The organism is Streptomyces thermovulgaris (assembly GCF_002155915.1).
GTDB lineage: Bacteria > Actinomycetota > Actinomycetes > Streptomycetales > Streptomycetaceae > Streptomyces > Streptomyces thermovulgaris.
Genome location: NZ_MUME01000126.1, coordinates 26009 through 46126 on the forward strand (window position 1 = coordinate 26009; position 20118 = coordinate 46126).

Genomic DNA, 20118 nt, shown 5'->3' on the forward strand with positions numbered 1-20118 from the left:
TTCTCCCCACCTACCGCCCAGGCGGTGGTTCAGTCCCACTTGGCCATAAGGGGCAGGTTCCTGCCAAGGGTGGCTACATGGCTCCAGCAGTTCAGATCAGGCAAGGAAGAATTAATCGTGAAGCTGACCTTCGACGGCGGCTGGCTCGCCACGGTGACGGATGATCCGCTGCCCATCACCCCACAATTCACGGGTGATTCTGTGGTCATCGCGCGCTACATGAACGTGGAGGAACGTGAGCGGTTCTTTGTAACCACCTTCGGCAGCCGAGAGTGGCTGTGGGACGCCCCTGACATCTTCCGGTTCAATTCTGACAGCCGGGAACTGGTCGGGGCCGAATTCCAGATGCCGTATGTGTCCGCTGAAGCCGAGACCACCACCCGTGTGCCCATCATGCCCGCAGTACGTCCGGGCGGACTCCGCGCGGACGAGGTCCAAGGCTTCCGGCATGAGATGTGCACGGTGCTGTGTCGCGTGCCCGGGGACGCCATGCTGACCTGTCTACGCGACCCCGATGTCCTCGATGAGCCGCTGGAGGCCCGCATCGGCATCGCCCCCGACGTTGCGCTCCTCGTCCAGCACGGCACCGTCGTCGGCTGGAGCCTGACCGACCCGGTTCGCTATGTGACCATCGGGTTCAACGCTCCTGACCCCAACCCGCCCTCTCCTTCAACCCGTCGTCTGTTCACCGAGTGCCTGGACTTGATCACCACACCGGTAGCCGACGACGTGGTGGACAGCGAACCAGCCGCCTTGGCCCGTCTACGGGCCGCCGACAAGGCTCTGCGCGCCCAGCCCGAAGATCGGCGCCGGGCCGACGCACTGCTGGAGATGATCTCCTCTCTCATGGAGCTTTACGGGCGGTAAACCTCTTCTGATTCACCTGATCCACGCCGACCGACAGCCAATGGCGTCTCCTGTTCCTGGCAACGGCATGAGTGGAATGAGCTCATGGCTGCAGTGACCGCAATGCTGGAAGAACTCCGGGACATGGTCCCGCTGACCGCCGAGGGCGCGGCGGGAAGGTTCGCGGTCCAGGAGTGGACGCCCGAGGGAAAATCCCGCGACGGTGTGGAGACGTCCTGGCACAAGGACGGCATCCGGGGATGGATCCAGAAGTTCCGCAGCGGAGCGGTCCGTGTCTCGTTCGCCGTCTGGATCCGCGATGTCGACGAGTCCGGTTGCTTCGACGCCCTGGACGCCGTCTACGAGCAGGGCGAGCAGGCGCTGGCCACGTTCCTCCCCGGGATCGAACATTCTCCGCTCACCGGCCACCTTGCCGAGGCTGAGCTGACGGCCACGGACAAAGACGAGTTCATCGCGGCCCGCGAGTGGACCCTCGACGAACGGGTCCTGACCGCCGGTGTGGTACAGCAGGACACCGATCCTCCAGTGATGGTCGTGGTCGTGCTGAGAAACCCGCGCCCGCCTCGGCGTGAGTTCGTTTCAGGTGAAAGCCATTCCTGTACGAGACCTGTACGAGAAGTGCAGACCTGGAACCGCGTGGAAGAGTGGTCTGCCATGATCTTTTCGCAGGCGTGGGACTGGGACTCCCTGGAGACGCTGAGCATTCCGGCGGCCGAACTTCGGACGTACCTGGAACGCCTTCTCGGGCAGGACCCCGATGAGCGAGCCCGTGCCGACCAGGTTCTCCACTGCGAGGTCGCCAGCCAAGGGCACCTGTACAGCGCTGCCGCTTCCCGCGTCGATGCCCTGACGACCCGGGCCGGAGCGGGTGCCCCACTGGCGCCGCAGGCCGTAAGTCTCCTCGAGGCCATCCTGAACGCCAGGAACGCCGGTGTGCGTGTCGGACTGGAGGACGGGTCCGTCGACGTCACGGACTATTGCAGGAACGAAATCCTGGCGGTGCTCCCCCGGTTGCTGAGCCACGCCGACGGCGCGGATCCCGAGTACTTCCACGAGATCTGCCACCTCGTTCCCCAGTTGGCCGACTCATCCGCCGAGGGTGATCGGCTTCCTGCGCAAGTCCGTCTCGACGCTCGAAGGAGAGCTGCGCCAAGCGGCCGCCGACGCACTGGAGGAGGCCGAAGAAGTGGCCAGGGAAGGCCACATGCAGTAGAGCCACCACTAGCCGACGTGGTGGGACGGACTGCGGGCCACCACCCATCTGGTGGTGGACGACGCCGTTCACCGAGGACGACGCCGGCTGAACCACCCCCTCCGCCCCACGGGCGGCCGTACCCCCCACCGCGCTTCCCAGGCCGGCTCCTCTCTCCCCCACGCGGCTTCCAGGCGGCCCCCGACAGCGCCCGGACCGCATTGTCAGTGGCCGCGGTTAGCTTCGATCACGTTCCGCCGAGGTGGCGTGAACGTTCCCTTTCGCATGCCTGGAGATGGTGCGTTGTCGGTGTGGGAGAAGTCGAGCACGGCGCGGGTGGTGCCGTTCTCGCGGCCGCGGAAGCTCGCGAAGGTGCCGTTCGTCGAGTTGGCCGACGGGCGGCTGCAGGGTGTGGTGTCCAGTGGGTCGGACATCGGGCGCGTCTATGTGTCCTCGATCGAGGCGGGGACGTACGCGTTCGCATGCAGCACCAACAACAACCGCCCCTGCGGCGGGGCGCACGGGTGGTTCTGCAAGCACCTTCGCGCGCTCGTCGGTGAGGCCGTGCTGCAGTACGGCGTCGAGCGCGTGGCCCGGTATCTGAAGGTCGAGGTCCCGGACGACGGAGCCGACGCGGCCTCCGTCGTCGACGCCATGACCGCCACGCGCCCCGCGCAGGGCGACCGTTCCGCCGCGGCGCAGGTGTTCAGCCGGTTCCTGCGGCATCTGGCGTATCTCGAACTGGAGCCGGTCACCGTCCCGTTGCCCGAGATGCAGTGGTTCCCGACGACGAGGGCGGTGGCCTGATGCGTGCCGATCTGCTGACCGACGCCGTCGACGGGCTCGACGAGGCCCTCGCGGCCGTGGACGGTTTCGACGAGGTTCTTGTCGCCGGTCTGCTGCGTCCGCAGCCCGCCCAGGCGGACGGGCTGTTCGCGCTCGCCGATGCCGTCGCCGGGTCCCCGCTGGCCTCGCGGGTCGCCGAGGCGGCCGAGAAGGCGGCTGCCGGCGCCGCGGGCGAGGATCACTTCATCGCACTGGCCGCCGCCCGTACCGCCCTGCTCGGTTCCGTGCACGACGCGCTGACCGTGCGGGTGGAGGAGGCCGTCGGACGGCCGCGTGCCGAGGAGGGCACCGACGGGGCCGGCTCCCCGGGTGACGGCGACGAGCACGCCGCCCATCTGCATGTGGCCGCCCGTGAGTGGCTGTGCGATCTGGCGCGGGCCGGCTGGCGGGGCATCGACCACGAGCTCGTCGCCGGGGCCGCACCCGTGGTCTCCGCGATGCTGCCCGACCCGGCGCTGCGCCGCCTGGTCACGCTGCTCGACGGTTTCGCCGCCGAACTCGCCGCCTCCTGTCCGGGGGCGACCCTGGAGCGTGTTCCGGTGCGCCGCTGGGCCGATCTGTGGTCGCGTGCCCTGCTGCTGACCGTGCCCGGTGCGGCCCATGCGCCCGCCACGGCCGAGGTGAGCGGCCGTCTGCTGCCGCTCGGCGTCGACCTGCAGGAACACGCCACCGCCGTACAGGCCCAGGTGCACGCGGTGTTCGAGCCCGCGGACGGCGGTGCGTCCCGGCTCGTACGGGCCTCGGTGTCCGCGCCGAAGCCGGACACGGTCGTCGGGGCGGGGCTGTGGCAGCTGCTGCGGCCGCGCATGTCGCTGCTGGCCGCCGTCAGCGAGGGCCGTGCCATGGAGCTGGACGCGATGCCCGTCACCGCCGAGGGCGACCTGATCTGGGACGACGCCCGGGCCCGTACGGGTGAGCCCGTGGAGATCTTCACCACCGCCCGGGTGGCGCTGCCCACCGCGGCCGCCTTCGCGACGGCGCCCCTGGACCGGCATCCGGCCCGGATCGCGGTGCCCGTCCTGGTGGAGGGGTACGACGTCGAGGAGGAGGACGGCGCGGTCGCCTTCCGGATCGCCGGACAGCGTCTCCCTGTCGACACCGGCCGGATCCCGGCCGCCGGTCCGCTCACCCCGGAGGCCGTCGCCTCCTCCGGCGCGTGCATCGGGCTGCTGCGGTGGGACGCCGGGGAGTTCCTGCTCCAGCCGCTCGCCGTCGAGCGGAAGGCGGGGAGGAAGACCGTCGCCGTGCACGCCGGGGCCTGGGCCGGAGGGACGACGGACAAGGCGGGCGTGCGGGCCGAGAAGGCGGCCACCGACGCCGTCGAGGTGCTGCGTGAGCGCGCCGGAAAGCTGCTGCGGAAATGACCGGACAGACTGCGGAGAAGATGCCCGCGCCCGATCCGTACGACAACCGGCGGCAGGTGCTGTACTGGCGTCTGCTGGCCCGGCTCTTCGACTCCGAGGAGCAGGCCGCCCTGGAGTCGGCGAGTCTCGCCGTCGTCGAGGACATCGGCCTGCCGCCCGCGCTGCTCGACCCGGGGGCGTCCGTCGACTCCGTCGTGCAGCGGCACCCGGAGCTGGCCGCCGAGTTCGAGGGTCTGATGACCCCGAAGCCGGAGGAGGACGGTGCGCGTGACCGGGCCGCCGAGGTGCGGCGCGCGGCGCTCGTGTCGAAGGTCCTGCTGAACGTCTTCGCCCCCACCCCCGGTGCGGTCACCGCCGGGCAGCTGGCCCGCTGGCAGTCCGACGCGGGATGGCTGGAGCGGGCGCTGGGCTGCCGGCCCGGTGAGCTGCGCGGCGGACGCGGCAGACACCGTGTGGGGGCCGGAGGCGGGGTCAGTCCGACCGGCACCGGTGTCGGCAGGCCCACGCCCGACCTCAGCCGGCTCGTTCCCGAGATCGGCCCGGAGCTCGGCGCCATCGAGGCGGACCTGGTCAAGCGGATGCATCTGCGGGAGGTGCTGGCCGACCCGCAGCTGGCCTCGCAGCTGACGCCGAGCATGTCCCTGATCGAGCAGTTGCTGTGGGACAAGGACAACCTCTCCGGGGTGGCCCTGGCGAACGCCAAGGCGCTGATCCGCCGTTACATCGACGAGGTCGCGCAGGTGCTGCGCACCCAGGTGGAGAAGGCCACGGTCGGCGAGATCGACCGGTCCGTGCCGCCCAAGAGGGTCTTCCGCAACCTCGATCTCGACCGCACGATCTGGAAGAACCTGACCAACTGGGACCCGGAGGAGGAACGGCTCTACGTCGACCGTCTCTACTACCGGCACACCAGCCGCAAGACGACGCCGCAGCGGCTGATCGTCGTGGTGGACCAGTCGGGCTCCATGGTCGACTCGATGGTCAACTGCACCATCCTGGCCTCCATATTCGCCGGACTGCCGAAGGTGAACGTCCACCTGATCGCCTACGACACGCAGGCGCTGGACCTCACGCCCTGGGCGCACGACCCGTTCGAGACGCTGCTGCGCACCAAGCTGGGCGGAGGCACCGACGGCACCGTCGCCATGCAGCTCGTCCAGCCGAAGATCGCCGAGCCGCGCAACACCGTCGTGGTGTGGATCTCCGACTTCTACGAGTGGCGCTCCCATGAGCTGTTCGAGAGCATGGCCGCCCTTCACCGCTCGGGGACGAGGTTCATCCCGGTGGGTTCGGTGACCAGCTCCGGCCGGGGCAGCGTCAACCCGTGGTTCCGGGAGCGGTTCAAGGATCTCGGGACTCCGGTGATCTCCGGTCACATCAAGAAGCTCGTGCACGAACTCAAGACGTTTCTCACCTGATCTCACCCGCTCTCACTCGATCTCACCCGATCACCGAGCATGCCTCGCTCGAACCCGTGCCGTTCGAGCCATGTCGTTCGAGCCGCGCCGTTCCTGCCGTTCGCTCGTGATCACCGTACGAAAGGCTTTCCTCTCATGTCCGACCTGCTGCGCGCCCCTGCCGAGATCAAGTACGCCGAGGAGCTCGACTGGCTGGAGTCGATCGACACCAACCCCAAGCCGTTCTCGTGGCGTCTGTCCCCGAAGATGGTCCGTCTGTTCATTCTCGGCTCCGAGCCCTCCGACGGCCTGGACCGTGAGATCCCGCGGAAGTGGTTCGGCGACCGCAGCTTCGTGGAGCGTGCGATCGTCACCCTCGCCTCGGACCGCGGGCTGCTGCTCATCGGCGACCCCGGCACCGGCAAGAGCTGGCTGGCCGAGCTGCTGGCCGCGGCGATCTGCCGCAACTCCACGCTGGTGGTGCAGGGGACGGCCGGCACCACCGAGGACCACATCAAGTACTCCTGGAACGTGTCCATGGTCATCGCCAAGGGCCAGTCGCGGGAGTCGATGATCCCCTCGCCGATCATGACGGCCATGGAGACCGGCGCCATCGGCCGCTTCGAGGAGCTGACCCGCGCCACCAGCGACGTCCAGGACGCGTTGATCTCCATCCTCTCCGAGAAGTACATCTCCGTCCCCGAACTGGAGAGCAGCGGCAGCGACAACATCGTCTTCGCCAAGCCCGGTTTCTCGATCATCGCCACGGCCAACAGCCGTGACCGGGGCGTCAACGACCTGTCCTCCGCGCTCAAGCGCCGCTTCAACTTCGTCCGCATCCCGGTCGTGACGAACAAGAAGAGCGAGGCGGAGATCGTCCGCTTCCGCACCGAGGAGCTGCTGCGCCGGCACGCCATCGACCTGGAGGTGCCGCCGACCCTGCTGGACGTGCTGCTGCAGAGCTTCGCCGATCTGCGGGCCTCCGCCGCGGCGGCCGGCAGCGACGACGAGAAGCTGGAGTCCGCGCTGTCGACGGCCGAGCAGATCGGTGTGCTGGAGGACGCCGTGCTGCACAGCAACTTCTTCGGCGAGCGCACCCTCACCGCCCGTACCCTCGCCTCCTCGCTCGTCGGCTCCCTCGCCCGCCGCGAGCCGGAGGACCTGGCCATCCTCAACAAGTACCTGCACGGTGTCGTCGAGCCGCGCAGCAAGGAGGAGGGCGGGCACTGGACCGAGTTCCTCGAGGGCGGCCGCGACGCGATCGCCACCCTGTCGTGAACGGCGTGAACGTTGTGAACGGCACGCACGCGATGAGCAAGACCACCGGAACCCACGACAGCACGTTCTCCGCGCTGCGCGAGCAACTGCAGCGAGCGGCGGCCGCGTTCGCGGGCGGGCCCGACGCCCTGGAGGAGATCCTGCTCGGCATGGTCGACGACGTCGACCGCGCGGTGCACGAGCCGCTGGAGATCTTCCCCGTCTGCCACCACTCCCCCGCCTCGGCGCTCGCCATGGCCCGGCGCCTGCGCGAGAAGCAGCCCAAGGTCGTCTACCTGGAGCTGTGCGAGGACATGGCACCGCTCCTGACCGAGCTGCGCAACTGCCGGCTGCCGGTGGCGGTGCAGGCGTTCGCCGGGGACGTCGACGGCTTTCCCCGGGAGTGGGCGCCGCTGTCGGTCGTCGCCCCGGTCACCGAGGCGTCCGCCGAGTACCAGGCCATCGCCTACGCGCTCGACACCCCGGGCGTCGAACTGGTCCTGGTCGACCGGTCCGCGGACCACGTCTTCCAGTGGGACCTGCGCGACGGGCGGACGGCGAGGAAGGCCGACGGCGCCCCCGACGCCTCCGCGGACAAGGCGCCCGAGGCGGAGGCCGCGCTGCACGGCGAGGCCGTCGGCGTCGAGATCGGCGACCTGCGGCCGCGCTTCGCCGAGCTGGAGAAGCATCTGCTGCGCCACGGCAAGGTGCGGCACTGGTCGGAGTGGTGGCACCAGTACGTCGAGGTGCCGCTCGGCACCGGCGACCACGACACCTACCGCCAGGTGATGTTCCTCATCGGCAGCCTGTTCCGCCGTCTCGCCCCCGGCGACGTCGGCCGGCTCCGGGTGGACGAGGACCGCGAGCGGTACATGTGGACCCGGATACGCGAGCACCTGACGGCGACCGGCACCGACCCGGAGGACTGCCTGTACGTGTGCGGCGCGTTCCACGCGGTCAGCCGTGTGGAGGAGTTCGGTCTGCACGGCACCACCGGCACGTTCCGGATCCCGCCGCGCACCGGCACCACCTGGCAGTACGGGCTGATCCCGTCCAGCCACGCGGCGATCGAGGCGCAGTTCGGCCTTGCCCCGGGCTCGGTGTCGATCGCCGCGACGGAGTGGGCGAAGGCGCTCAGGCGCACCGGCGTCCAGCCGTACCGGCTGACGGGCCAGGCAGGGGCGAAGAAGCCCTCGGCGAAGAAGTCCCCGGCACCGAAGCCCCGGGGCGGGCAGGCGGCGGTTCCCGCGCAGGAGCCGCCGGCCGGGGACCGGCTGTCCGGCTTCCTGCGCCGGCCGCCCGTCCTCGACGCCCTGGACGAGGCCGAGCTGCTCGGCTGGTCGGTGGACATCGTGCGCGCGGCACGGCGCAACGGCTATCTGGCCTCCACCGCCGACGCCATCGCCGTCTTCGAGACGTCGATCCTGCTCGCCGGAATGCGGGACCGGGTCAAGCCCACGCCGTACGACTTCCAGGACGCGGCGGTCACCTGCATCGAGAAGGACACCGTGCCCGGGCGGCGGGACGTGCGGCGCCTGGTCGAGATCATGATGGGCGGCGACCGGGTCGGCCAGGTGGGCTACGAGGCGCTGCCGCCGCTGGCCCGTGACGTGTACGACCGGCTCGCACCGCTGGGCCTGAAGCTCCAGCAGCGCACCGTGCAGCGGGCCCTGCTGGACATGGCCTCCCGGCCGGAGCTGCGCGCGTGCTCCGACGTCCTGTGGCTGCTGCGGCGGCTGATGCCGCACGGCGCGGCACGGCCGATCATGGGCGAGCGGCGGCTCGGCGAACGGTCGATCCAGGAGTCGTGGGACCTGGCGCTCGGCAAGCACCAGCGGGCCCTCATCGAGCTGGGCTACGAGGGGGTCAGCCTCGAGCAGGTCCTGGAGCAGCGGCTGCGGCGCGAGGCGTACGGACCCCAGGCGACCGTGGCGACCGTCCTGGCGGCGGTCGAGGACGCGCTCCTGTACCTGGACAACCACCGTCTCGCCGACGAACTCGGCACGCACGCGCTGAAGGTGCTCGCCACCGAACGCAGCGTCGACGGTGCGCCGGAGGTGCTGCGCCGGATACGCGGGCTGCTGACGTACTACCGCACCAACGAACCGGCGCTGCCCTCGTGGATCGAGTCGTTCAGCAAGACCGGCTACGCCCACTACTGCACCCTGCTGCCGGTGGCGTTCCGGGACGAGGACGCGACGGTCGGGCAGGTCGCGGCGATGCTCGGCTTCCTGTTCAGCATGGAGGGCCTCGCGCTGTCGCTGGGCTGCGACCGGGCCCAGCTGGAGCTGGCGGTCGCCCAGTCGCATCCCGAGGATCCGTCGAAGACGGCCCTGCTGTGGGCGGCGCAGGTGCAGCTCGGCACACTGTCCCGGGCCGAGCTGCGCAGCCGGTGCGACGCCCTGCTGGACAATCCGCTGGTGGTGCCCGCCTATCCCCGGTACCTCAGCGGCTTCGTCCACGCGCTGGAGCCGGTGCCGGGACTGGCGGACATGGTCGTGGAGGCGGTGTCGAACGCGTTCGGACGGCTGCCCGACGCGGTGCTGCTGCCGTGGCTGCCGCTGCTCATCACCACCTTGCGGTCCAGCGCCGCGGAGCTCGCCCCGCTGCTGATCCGCGAGGCCGGGCGGCTCTTCCCGGGCCGGCTGGCGGACCTGGACGCATGGGTGCCGCCGTGGCGGATGCCCCGGACCCCGCCCGCCGCCCGCCGGACGCGGCCCGCGGAGCACGGCCGCCGGGGCGTCGCACTGCTCCCGGCCCACCCGGCGACCTGCGACGCGGTGGCGGAGCTGCTGGGCTGCCCGCAGGGGTGGACGCAGGCCGACATCCCGTCCCCCTCGGGTGCCGGGTTGCTGGCCGCGCACCCGGCGACGTGCGACGCGGTGGCGGACCTGCTGGGCTGCGACGACCCGTGGGCGGCGTCCGGCTCCTCGCCCTCGGGTGCCGCCCTCACGGCCCGGCACCCGGCCACGGCGAAGGCCCTGGCCGCCCTGCTGGCGCGCACCTGACGGGCCCACGAGCACCCGACAGCCGCGCCTCACGGCACCGGCCGGGTCCTGGGACCGCTCCAGGACCCGGCCGGTACCTGGCTTGCTGGGGATCAAGGTGCCCGATGCACGCGAGAGCCGGAGCCCTTTCGCCCGCGTGGACTGCCCCGCTCCTCCGGATGCGGAGTCGGGCCACGCCCTCCTTCTGATCACCGTCTCGGCCTGACGGTGGGGTACGGAGTCGTACCTGCCCGGCGGCAAGAGGCGTCTGGGCGGAGTTCGACGTACACACCCCCGCCCCGCCCCCTGAGCCGGGGAACCTGGCGGCCGCCCGATCGTACCGATGGCAGCGGCCCCGCCGGGTGTCGCCGCGTCAGCCGCGCTCCCGCCTGGCCAGGCGTTCGTCCAGCCAGTCGAAGACCCGTTGCTCGAACACCGCGCGACCCATCGGTTCGCAGTGCAGGTGGGAGCCCTCGGAGGCGGGGAACCGGATCAGTTCCCTGGGGCCGGGCAGGGCGTCGTACAGGCGCCGGGAGGCGCCGGGCCAGAAGTGCTCGCCCTCGGGGTCGGTGATCAGCAGGGGGGTGGTGATGCGCTGGACCACGGGCAGGACGTTGTAGCGTCCGACCTCGGCGAGCAGATCGTAGGGGGAGTCGATGCCGTAGGGCTTGGCCCGCCAGCGCCATGTCGCGGCCAGGGCCGGGTCGGCCTTCAGCCCTTCGGAGACGACGCTGTCGAAGGCCTCGCGGTCCCCGGAGTCCCACAGCCGGCGCAGGTCGGGGCCGAGGTTGCGCCACCAGCTCTCGGAGACGTCCACGACGCCGGGGTCGGCGACGGCCGCCGCGATGCGGTGCTCGAACGCGAGCGCCCGGGGCACCCAGTAGCCGGCCTGGCTGATGCCGGCCAGGACGAGACGCCCGGCGTCGACGTCCGGGCGGGCGGTCAGGAAGTCCACCACCGGGCTGATGACGTTCTCCCAGTCGGGGCGGAAGGTGAGACCGCGCTCGAACAGCATCGACTGCTGGCCGGGGCCGTCGAAGAGCAGGACGTTGTACCCGCGGGCCACGGCCGGGGCACCCAGGAACGTCCAGGCGGCGCTGATGGGGCCGTCGCTGCCGTTGTTGACGATCACCGTGGGCAGGGGCCCGTCGCGCCGGGGCGGCCGGAACAGATACCCGGGCAGGGACGTGTCCTCGTAGGCGATCTCCACCCGTTCGGCCGGTGGCTCGCAGGCCCGCGCGAACCGCTCGAAGCACTCCCGGTGCTCGGGGAAGACCTCGCGGAGCCGTGCTTCGGGGTCCGTGCAGGCGTCGACCGCCACCAGCGCGGCGCCGGAGTAGGTGGCGGCCCGCAGATATCCGTCCCGTGCGCTGACCGTGCGGCCCCGGGCCGCACTCCGTTCGGCCCGCTCCCGGGCCCGGTGCGCCAGTGCGGTCCACGACGAGAACCAGGCGGCACCGTCGCCCTCGGCCGTGGCGAGCGCGGTCGTCAGCACCTCGCCCGCATCGGCACCGTGCTGCCAGGCGGAGCCGAGGACGGTCATGACCTCGTAGTTGAACTGGTCGTTCTTGTGGAAGCGGTAGACCATCGCGGCTCCCGTCGCCCCGTGCCCCTGCCCCCGGACCGTGTTCGGGCCGTGTGCGCTGCGTTCATGCCGTTCACGCCCGACTCTCACGGTAGGAGTTCCCCGGTGCGGGTGCATCCCGGCGCGGTTCCGCCGCATGTGACCATGCCCTCGTCCCGGCATGATGAGACAAAGGTGGTGCGGCGCACGGGCTCACCGAAAGGCCGGTCACCACGGCCGGCCGGGGAGCGGCAGGGCCGCACACGCGCGGGACGGGAGCTCTCCCATGGAACACCGGACAACGACGCAGGAGCCGCCCCGGAAGACCGTCAGCACCGGCAGCGTCTTCTACTCCTTCGCCCCCTGGATCATCTTCCAGGTCGTGGCCAGCCCCAGCACCTGGGAGTACGCGGCGCTGGCCGCACTGGTCGCCTCGGTCGTCCTCGCGGGCAGGGACATCGTGCAGAGGCATCCGAACGTCCTCGACCTGACGGGCATCGCGTTCTTCGCCGTGCTCTGCGTCCTCGCCCTCGCACTGGACCGCCAGGCGCTCCTCTGGGTGGAGACGTACGCCCAGGTCATCGCCAACCTGGCGGTGGCGGCCGTCGCGCTGGGCTCGCTGTTCTTCGACCCCTTCACCGCCCAGTACGCCCGGCGGACCACACCGCGGCATCTGTGGGACTCCCCCGTCTTCAAGCACGTCAACGTGGTGCTGACAGCGGTGTGGGGTGTCGTCTTCCTCGTCATCGCCGTGCTCACCTGGCTCGCGATACGCCTGCCCGGGGCGAGCGACTGGTTCAACTGGGTCATCCCCATCCTGCTGCTGGTGGGGGCCATCAAGTTCACCCAGCACTACCCGGAGTGGTACCGCGACAAGGCACTCTCCTCCCGAGACTCCTGAGTCTCCGTCCGCGGGGGCCGACGGCGCCGACCGAGCACGCGCCGGGTGGCGACGGCGGTTCAGGCCGGTGTCGGCCCCCAGCGGTAGGCGTCGACGACCTCGTCGTAGGGGCGCAGTAGTGGCTCCAGCTCCGTCCGCACCAGGTCGGCGTCCTTCGAAGGCAGCGTCAGCGATGCCCTGCGCATGCGGACGCTCCAGGTCGCCGGATCGGGAAACACCGACAGCCGCGGCACCAGATCACGCAGGACGAGTCCCTCACGAAACCGTGCCAGGCCGGACAGCCGGAGCCGACAGCCTTCCGTGAAGGCCCGCTCGCCGAAGACGACCGGCTTCTCCAGGAGCCGTACCGGACTGGCGACCGTGGCCCGGCCGATGACACGTCCCAGGTCACGCGTCGGGTTTCGGAAGCATCCCCGCGTGGTGTAGAGGAAGATTTCGTCGCCCTCCTCCAGCGCTCGGGCCGCCCTGGCCCGTCCTGCCGGGAACGCCATCCGCTGCTCGGTCACCACCCAGCTCAGAGCGGCCCGGTCTCCGATGATCAACAGGTGCGTGGACGGCATGCCGTTCACGATAACCGGGCGAAGTCACCCGGCGCCGCGCTGCTCCCCAGACCGGCTCTCGCCGGCACGGGCAACGCCCGTAGCCCGCGCCCTCCGCACAGAACACCTCTGTCCTGACTCGAGCGCTTCCAGACCGACGGAGTGCGGTACAGCGCGTTCATCACCTCCAGCAGCAACGCCGCGCCGAGCCGGTGGAGAAGGCGGAGTCACCGTCTCGTTCTCTGTGCCTGCGGGTAGGAGTTCTTGCTGGTTCATCGTGCCCGTCGGTGGAACCGCCCGCGGACGAACGACCGACCGCTGGATGGCGAACCGGCCTCATCCGGCATCACGACCGCCATGACGGCCGAGGGGGGCGTGCGCGCAGCAGCGGGGAAGTTCGACCGGACGACCGCCACGGTGTCAGCGCCGTCGGCATCCATCAGCTCCTCACCTACAGCGCCGGGTACGCATCCGTTGAGGCGTCGAGAACAGTGATCGCCCATCCTCGGCCCGGCGGGCACGGTCGGCGCACCCTCAGGGTCCGAGGTCCTCAGGGCAGTCCGGGTGTCGTACACGTCCTCGGGATCGACACCCATGCACATCCTGAGCAAGCGACCGAGTGGGCCCGTACCGCGCTGGTGTGAACCCGTGACGGCCACGACCGGGCAGTGGACCAGTGAGGCCTGCGTCAGAGGTCGGTGGCGTTCCGGCCGCCAAAACGTTCAAAACGGCCTGGCAGAAGGTCGCGCGACCGGCTCCGGAGCAACGCAGGACTCTCGCTCCGGCCTGAGTCGAAGCCATCGGTCCGCTTCGCGCTGCCGGGCTCATGATCGGCGACATCGCGCAGGCCGGCACTCCGTGGTGTCCGGCCCGGAACACCCATTCATCGTCGGCTGCCTCACCAATCGTCGGAGCGACCACATGTCAGCACAGCAACTCCACGAGGTCCGTGAAATGTCCCTTGACGACAGTCATCCTCTTCCACGGCGACAGCGAAAGCGGTGGCGAGACCGTGGCCGGCGTCAGCTGCACGGTCACCACACCAAGGAGCACCGAAACCAGCACGTACACAAATTCGACCACCAGAGAATCATTAACCTTGTTGACATTGCTAACACTCGAGCGTCATGCTCAATTCGCAAATGTTCACCCATCTGTCGCACCGGCCTCCCCGGGCGCACCCGGCACATGGACAGAGCATGACGAACCAGCCTTCCGGCGCTCCTGACTCCTCCTCGGCCACATCTGGCTCCCTGCGCAACCACCTCCTCGAGCGCCTGGAGCGCTCCGGTCTCGCCCCCGAGGTACGGACGCTGCTGCGTGAACTGCTCCCCAACGAACGCACACAGAGCAGCGGAAAACGAGCCGGCCCCGTCCAACTGCGGTCCATCACCGCAGCCGGCTGGCGCGGTGTCGGGCCACGCACCACGCTCGAACTGCCGCCAGGTCCCGGACTGGTCGTCGTCGCAGGCCCCAACGGCTCCGGCAAGTCGAGCTTCGCCGAGGCAGCGGAGACCGCGCTGACGGGGGTCAACTCCCGATGGAAGGGGCGGCGCGCCCGTGACTGGCAGGCCGGCTGGCGCAACCTGCACAGCCCCGATGTCACACCCGAGGTCTGCGTCGAGCTGTCCGTCGGCGAGCGCGGGGAGCGCGTCAGCGTGCGGCGGACCTGGTACGGAACCAACGTCGACGAGGCACGGACGCGAGTCCAGGCGGAGGACGGCTCGGAGCGGAAGCTGGAAGAGGTCATCGACGCCGAGGCGCTGGAACTGACCCGGCCCTTCCTGCCGTACAGCGAACTCGGGGCGATGATCAACGGCACACTCGGCGGACTGCATGACGCCTTCTTCAAGCTGCTCGGGCTCGAGCTGCTCGCCGAGTTCGACGCCCGGGTCAAGACTGTCGTGAGCGAGTGCGACCAGGCCGTCAAGGAAAGTGACGCGCTCACTGCGGAGCTGTTGGAGGAGCTGGCCACGCTCGACGACTCCAGGGCCCGTGAGGCCACGGCGGCGTTGTCAGGGGCCAAGCCCGACCTCGCCCGGGTGCGGGCACTGCTGGAGAACCGCACCCCGGCAGCCCAGGGCGAGCTGGCCCGGCTGCGGCAGTACGCAAGCCTGGCCGGCCCCGACCTGAAGGAGGTCGAAGGAGCCGTCGCCCGGCTGCGGGAGGCCGCCGCCGACGCCGAGGAGGCCCGGCACGGCAGCGCCGAGGACGCCCGCCGTCTGGCCCGGCTGCTGGAGGCCGCGCTGGATCACCGGCGTCTCTCCCGGAGCACGGACTGTCCGGTCTGCGGCGCGGAGAACCGGCTCGACCGGGCATGGGCCGAACAGGCACGGGCCGAGGTGGAGCGGCTGCAGATGGAAGCTGTCGAGGCCGAGGCCGCCCGGAAGGCCGTGACGACCTCGGTGCGGGCCGTCCATGATCTTGTTCAGCCGGTACCGGTGTGGCTGCGGGGCGAGACGTCGGCACTCGCCTCGGTCTGGCAGGACTGGGTGGTGTGCCGCGACATCACTCATCCCCGAGAACTGGCGGACCGTGCCGAGCGTGCCGCGGCCCGGCTGGACGACGCCTGCCGGCAGATGCGGGAGGAAGCCGGCCGGCGACTCGCCGAGCACGACGGTGCGTGGCAGCCGATGGCCGTGAGGCTCGCCGAGTGGCTCCGCGTGGCGGAAGCGGCCGAGGCCGCACGCGATCGCCGCGCACATGCGCGGAAAGCCCGTGCCTGGCTGCGGCCGATCATCGACGAACTGCGCGACGAGCGGCTGCGGCCGTTCGCCGAGCAGTCGCAAGAGGTGTGGCAGAAGTTGTGCGAGCACAGCAGCGTCACGCTCGGGTCCGTCACGCTCGCGGGCACACCGGGGCGTGGCCGCGTCGAACTGGACGTCTCCGTGGACGACATGTCGGCGCCCGCTTACAGCGTGATGAGCCAGGGCGAGCTGCACTCTCTCGCACTCTCCCTCTTCCTGCCGCGCGCCACACACGCCGCCAGCCCGTTCGGGTTCCTCGTCATCGACGACCCCGTGCAGTCCATGGACCCCGAGAAGGTCGAGGGGTTGGCCCGGGTTCTCGACGCGTGTGCCCGGGACCGGCAGGTCGTCGTGTTCACCCACGACACCCGGCTCCAGCAGGCCATCGCACACCTGGGTATCAAGGCGACCGTCCTGCGTGTCAGCCGCCAGACCAACTCGGTGGTAAGGGTGGAGACTTTCACCGATCCGGTGAAACAGGCCCTGGTGGAGGCCCGGGACATCTCCTGCGATCCCAACCTGCCGCAGGAGGTGGCCGATCATGTGCTGCCCGCCATGTGTCGGGTGGCTGTGGAGGCTGCCTGCCTGGAGACCGCGCGGCGCAGGCTCCGTGACGAGCAGGGGCTCGGTCTGAAGGACATCGAGGAGCGCATCGCATCCCTGGAGCGCACCAAGCAGTACGTGTCCCTCGCTCTGCTCGGTGACGACCGGCTGTCCGCGCGGGACGCCGTAGAACGCATCAGTCCGGGCGGCTGGGCGTTGATCGACGCCTTCAACTCCGGCGCGCATGAGCCACTGTCCACGGTCGACGCCCGCAAGGACCTGGTCGCCCGGACCAAGATCCTCGCGACGGCGATCCGACGAAGCGCCGTCCGTGGTGCGGGAAGCAGGGGAGGTGCCCGGTGACCGTGTCCCCGGAGGCCCTCGTCACGGCCGCCGGCCGTCTTCTGCGTCCACCGGCGGGCTCGGTCCACACGCTGGCACCAGGTCTGCGCGCCCGAGCCTCCGCAATCCTGCTCCGCATGGCACTCGACCAGGCTCTGGACGACTACTGGCGACGGATCACACGGTCCATGACGCGGATCGGCAAGCACCGGATGCTGTGCCTGGAGTGGTACGCGGGGTCCGACACCGCCCGCAGGTGTCGCACCACCTGGGCGGCGCTCAGTGCGGCGTGTCACTACCGGACGTACGAACTTCCTCCGACTCCGGCGGAGGTCGGCGCCCGGCTGCTGGAGGTCACCGCCCTTCTGGCGGCCCTGCGCGCCGCTCCGGACACGACTTCGGCAGCGCGGAGCGCGAAGCCCTGAGCACGCCTGCCCTGCCGACCGGCATTGGGCCACGCCTGCCCTGGCCTGCCCTGCAAGTCCTTATTGTTCTTGATTGTTCTTGTCGAATGCACTGTGCACGGTGGGGAGAATGATGACGATGGCCGCTGACGGCACGCCGTACCCGGAGTTCCGGCTGCGACTGCCAGGGGGCGGTCCCGAGGCCCGGGGGCGGTTGCTGACCGAGAAAGGGACGAACGGCAGTCAGAAGTTCGTGGTGTTGGCCGGATCTCCGGGGCGGCCATACGTCGTCCCTTCGTTCCCTGTCCGCATGCCGGCGGCATACCGGCTGAGGCAGCGCCTGATCGACGAGGGAATCCTCACGGAATCGACGAGATGGCCGGGGTGGCTGGAGACGACACAGGACGTCGAGTGCAACTCGCCGTCGGCCGCGGCGGAGATTCTCCTCGGTCGCAGTGCCAATGGATGGCTGGAGTGGAAGACGTCCGACGGTCATCCGCTGTCCGATTACCTCGACCAGGTGTGGTGGGGTCCCAGCCGGGCGTGGCTCGTGCGCGGTTCCAACGTCTCCGGCCTCGACCTCGTCCAGCGTCTGTGGTTGCCCGAAGGGCTGGTGACCTTGCAGGCTCGTCACCTGCGGCAGGGCATCGAACAAGGAATCAGCAAGGACAAGCTGCGGACCGCCGTCGAGGAGGACTACGCCTCCACTGCCACATACAACCAGAAGGTCCGGCTGGTGGAGGAATTCCATATGTTCCTCTCCCGTATGCGCCCCGGCGACACCATGTGCACCATCTCGGCCGGCCGGTTGTACGTCGGTGAGATCACGGGAGACGCAGAGCGGTTCGTCTCCGAGGACGGCCGCTCCGACCTGCGTCGGCCGGTGGAGTGGGCGGGCGACGGTCATCTGTACGAGTCCCTGCCGGAAGCGCTCCAGCAGAAGCTCTCCGCACAGCACGACGTGGTCGATCTGACCGCGGTGAAGGATCTCATCGACGGCCTGGGCATGAGCGACGAGGATCTGATCGAGGAGGCCGAAGCCGCCGACCGGGATCCGACCGTGGAGCTTCCCGCGCTCACCGCCCGCCGTGAGCTCGAGCTGCCGGAACCCACCGAGGATCTCGCCGCGGAGCTGCTCGTGCACGACATCGGCTGGCTGCGCGAGGTGCGCGACCTGCTGTGGGACGAGCGTCAGCTGGTGTTCTACGGACCGCCCGGCACCGGCAAGACCTACCTCGCCCTCAAGCTCGCCGAGTTTCTCGGTGGCGGGCCCGAGCAGGTCAAGCTGGTGCAGTTCCATCCGTCCTATTCCTACGAGGACTTCTTCGAGGGGTTCCGGCCCCAGGAGGATCCGGAGACCCGTGAGGTCGCCTTCAGGCTCATCGCCGGCCCTCTGCGCGAGCTCGCCGATCTCGCGGCTCGTGAGGGCAACCGACACATTCCGCACTTCCTGATCATCGACGAGATCAACCGCGCCAATCTGGCGAAGGTCTTCGGCGAGCTGTACTTCCTGCTGGAGTACCGCAACAAGTCGGTGCGGCTGACGTACTCGGGCGACGACTTCGCATTGCCGCCGAACCTGTTCGTCATCGGCACGATGAACACCGCCGACCGGTCGATCGCACTGGTCGACGCGGCGATGCGGCGGCGGTTCGCGTTCGTGGAGCTGTCACCACGCATCGAGCCGACGCGCGGGCTGCTGCGACGCTGGCTGGAGCGGGAGGGCAGGAATTCCGAGCCCGCCGATCTGCTGGATGCGCTCAACTCCCGTATCGACGACCCGGACTTCCGCATCGGGCCCTCGTATCTGATGAAGAAGGGTGTCTACCGGGAAGGCGGCTTGGAGCGGACCTGGCGGACGAAGATCTTGCCGCTGCTGGAGGAACATCACTACGGGGAGGGCGTGGACATCGAGAAGCGGTACGGGCTGACAGCGCTGCGGGAGTCGCTGGGGTGACGCGCATCGTCGAGCTCGTCGAGCACGCGCCCGCCGTCAGCCTCGCCTTGCCCGACGGTGTCGGCCGGGCACTGGCCGCCGGGGACGTCGTCGAGGCGGCGCCCGACCCGTACGCGGCCGGCCGCTGGTCATTGCGGGCGGGCAGCAAGGTCGGCGCGGTCACCCTCACCGCACCGGACGTGGACGAGCCGTTCACCGTACGCATCACGCCCAAGGTGCCCATCGCCCGGCTCTTCTTCCTGCTCGGCCACAGTCTCGATCCCACCGGTGCGTGGCGCGACGGGGAGGTGGACGTGGCCGAACACCGGGATCTGCTGCCCGCTCTCGCCCATGCCGTCGAGCGGCAGGTCGACCGGGCCCTGCGGCAAGGGCTGCTCCAGGGATACCGGACGGCCGAGGAGAGCGCCCTGGTCGTCCGCGGGCGGATTCGGGAGGCCGAACAGATCCGGCGGCGGTTCGGTGCGACACTGCCGGTGGAAGTGGCGTACGACGAGTACACCACCGACATCGCCGAGAACCGCATCCTGCGCACCGCCGTCGAGCGTCTGCTGCGCCTGCCCGGTGTGCCGCGTGACGTACGGCGCCGGCTGATGCACCAGCGGGCCCGGCTCTCCGATGTCACCCCGGTCGTCCAGGGGCAGCGGCTGCCGGACTGGCAACCGACCCGGCTCAACTCCCGGTACCACCACGCCCTGCGGCTGGCCCGTGCTGTCCTCGACGGCTCGTCCGCCGAGCACGCACCTGGCGGGCTGCGCATCGACGGGTTCCTGTTCGACATGAACAAGCTCTTCGAGGACTTCGTGACCGTCGCCCTGCGCGAGTCCCTGCGCGGTTCGGGTCACACGGTCCGACTCCAGGACATGCACCACCTCGACGAGGCCGCCGCTGTCCGCATGCGGCCGGACTTCGTGCTGTATGGACCGAACGGTGCCCCCTGCGCGGTCGCGGACGCGAAGTACAAGGCGGAGAAGCGGAACGGATATCCGGATGCCGACCTGTACCAGATGCTGGCGTACTGCACCGCTCTCGGCCTGGACGAGGGACACCTGATCTACGCGAAAGGCAACGCCTCCCACGCCGCCCACCGGGTGCGCCACGCGGGCGTCCTCATCCACCAGCACGCCCTCGACCTGGACCAGGAACCGGCGAAGCTGCTCGCCGACGTCCAGGAGGTCGCACGGCGGATGAGGAACGGCTGACACGGCCCGGGT

General features: G+C 70.0%; 14 protein-coding genes. 11 read left to right on the forward strand and 3 right to left on the reverse strand.

Annotation, left to right across the window (positions count from 1 at the left end; all coding sequences use genetic code 11):
• Positions 1-117: 117 nt before the first annotated feature.
• From CCN35_RS12700 to CCN35_RS12730, 6 genes are all read left to right on the forward strand, one after another.
• The gene (locus CCN35_RS12700; RefSeq protein ID WP_086792662.1) at positions 118-867 is read left to right on the forward strand and encodes a hypothetical protein; all 750 of its coding nucleotides are present in this window, start codon (positions 118-120) and stop codon (positions 865-867) included.
• A gap of 1477 nt (positions 868-2344) precedes the next feature.
• Positions 2345-2866 (forward strand): hypothetical protein, encoded by a 522-nt coding sequence (locus CCN35_RS12710; RefSeq protein ID WP_086792664.1) that lies wholly within the window; start codon positions 2345-2347, stop codon positions 2864-2866.
• Positions 2866-4269 carry a hypothetical protein gene (locus CCN35_RS12715; RefSeq protein ID WP_086792695.1) on the forward strand — a complete coding sequence of 468 codons (1404 nt, stop codon included), beginning with the start codon at positions 2866-2868 and terminating at the stop codon, positions 4267-4269. The genes CCN35_RS12710 and CCN35_RS12715 overlap by 1 nt, the downstream gene beginning before the upstream one ends.
• Entirely contained in the window at positions 4266-5687 is a 1422-nt protein-coding gene (locus CCN35_RS12720; RefSeq protein ID WP_086792669.1) for a vWA domain-containing protein, read from the forward strand. The genes CCN35_RS12715 and CCN35_RS12720 overlap by 4 nt, the downstream gene beginning before the upstream one ends.
• Before the next feature lie 135 nt (positions 5688-5822).
• Positions 5823-6944: an ATP-binding protein gene (locus CCN35_RS12725; protein ID WP_086792671.1), complete on the forward strand. Its 1122-nt coding sequence runs from the start codon at positions 5823-5825 to the stop codon at positions 6942-6944.
• A 32-nt stretch (positions 6945-6976) separates the two neighbouring features.
• Complete coding sequence (locus CCN35_RS12730; RefSeq protein WP_086792697.1) at positions 6977-9931, forward strand: DUF5682 family protein; 2955 nt, start codon at positions 6977-6979, stop codon at positions 9929-9931.
• Positions 9932-10283: 352 nt separating this feature from the next.
• On the opposite strand, the gene CCN35_RS12735 is transcribed toward CCN35_RS12730, so the two are convergent.
• Positions 10284-11498, reverse strand: a complete 1215-nt coding sequence (locus CCN35_RS12735; RefSeq protein ID WP_086792673.1) for an alpha/beta hydrolase family protein — start codon at positions 11496-11498, stop codon at positions 10284-10286.
• Between the two features lie 262 nt (positions 11499-11760).
• On the opposite strand from CCN35_RS12735, the gene CCN35_RS12740 reads away from it, so the two are divergent.
• Entirely contained in the window at positions 11761-12375 is a 615-nt protein-coding gene (locus tag CCN35_RS12740) for a DUF3159 domain-containing protein (protein WP_086792675.1), read from the forward strand.
• A gap of 59 nt (positions 12376-12434) precedes the next feature.
• Here the strand turns inward: CCN35_RS12740 and CCN35_RS12745 are convergent, their stop codons facing one another.
• Both CCN35_RS12745 and CCN35_RS28350 read right to left on the reverse strand, forming a co-directional pair.
• Positions 12435-12935: a hypothetical protein gene (locus CCN35_RS12745; RefSeq protein ID WP_086792699.1), complete on the reverse strand. Its 501-nt coding sequence runs from the start codon at positions 12933-12935 to the stop codon at positions 12435-12437.
• 903 nt (positions 12936-13838) lie between these two features.
• Positions 13839-13997 (reverse strand): hypothetical protein, encoded by a 159-nt coding sequence (locus CCN35_RS28350; RefSeq protein ID WP_158100398.1) that lies wholly within the window; start codon positions 13995-13997, stop codon positions 13839-13841.
• A gap of 116 nt (positions 13998-14113) precedes the next feature.
• Here CCN35_RS28350 and CCN35_RS12750 point away from each other — a divergent pair, with 116 nt between their 5' ends.
• The 4 genes from CCN35_RS12750 to CCN35_RS12765 all read left to right on the forward strand — a co-directional run bounded on the left by CCN35_RS12750 (position 14114) and on the right by CCN35_RS12765 (position 20106).
• The gene (locus tag CCN35_RS12750) at positions 14114-16567 is read left to right on the forward strand and encodes an AAA family ATPase (RefSeq protein ID WP_086792677.1); all 2454 of its coding nucleotides are present in this window, start codon (positions 14114-14116) and stop codon (positions 16565-16567) included.
• Between the two features lie 116 nt (positions 16568-16683).
• A complete protein-coding gene (locus CCN35_RS12755; RefSeq protein ID WP_143631526.1) occupies positions 16684-16971 on the forward strand; it encodes a hypothetical protein in 288 nt (95 codons plus the stop codon).
• Positions 16972-17089: 118 nt separating this feature from the next.
• The gene (locus CCN35_RS12760; RefSeq protein ID WP_086792701.1) at positions 17090-18907 is read left to right on the forward strand and encodes a DUF4357 domain-containing protein; all 1818 of its coding nucleotides are present in this window, start codon (positions 17090-17092) and stop codon (positions 18905-18907) included.
• Positions 18904-20106 (forward strand): McrC family protein, encoded by a 1203-nt coding sequence (locus CCN35_RS12765; protein WP_086792681.1) that lies wholly within the window; start codon positions 18904-18906, stop codon positions 20104-20106. The genes CCN35_RS12760 and CCN35_RS12765 overlap by 4 nt, the downstream gene beginning before the upstream one ends.
• The last annotated feature ends 12 nt before the right edge of the window (positions 20107-20118 follow it).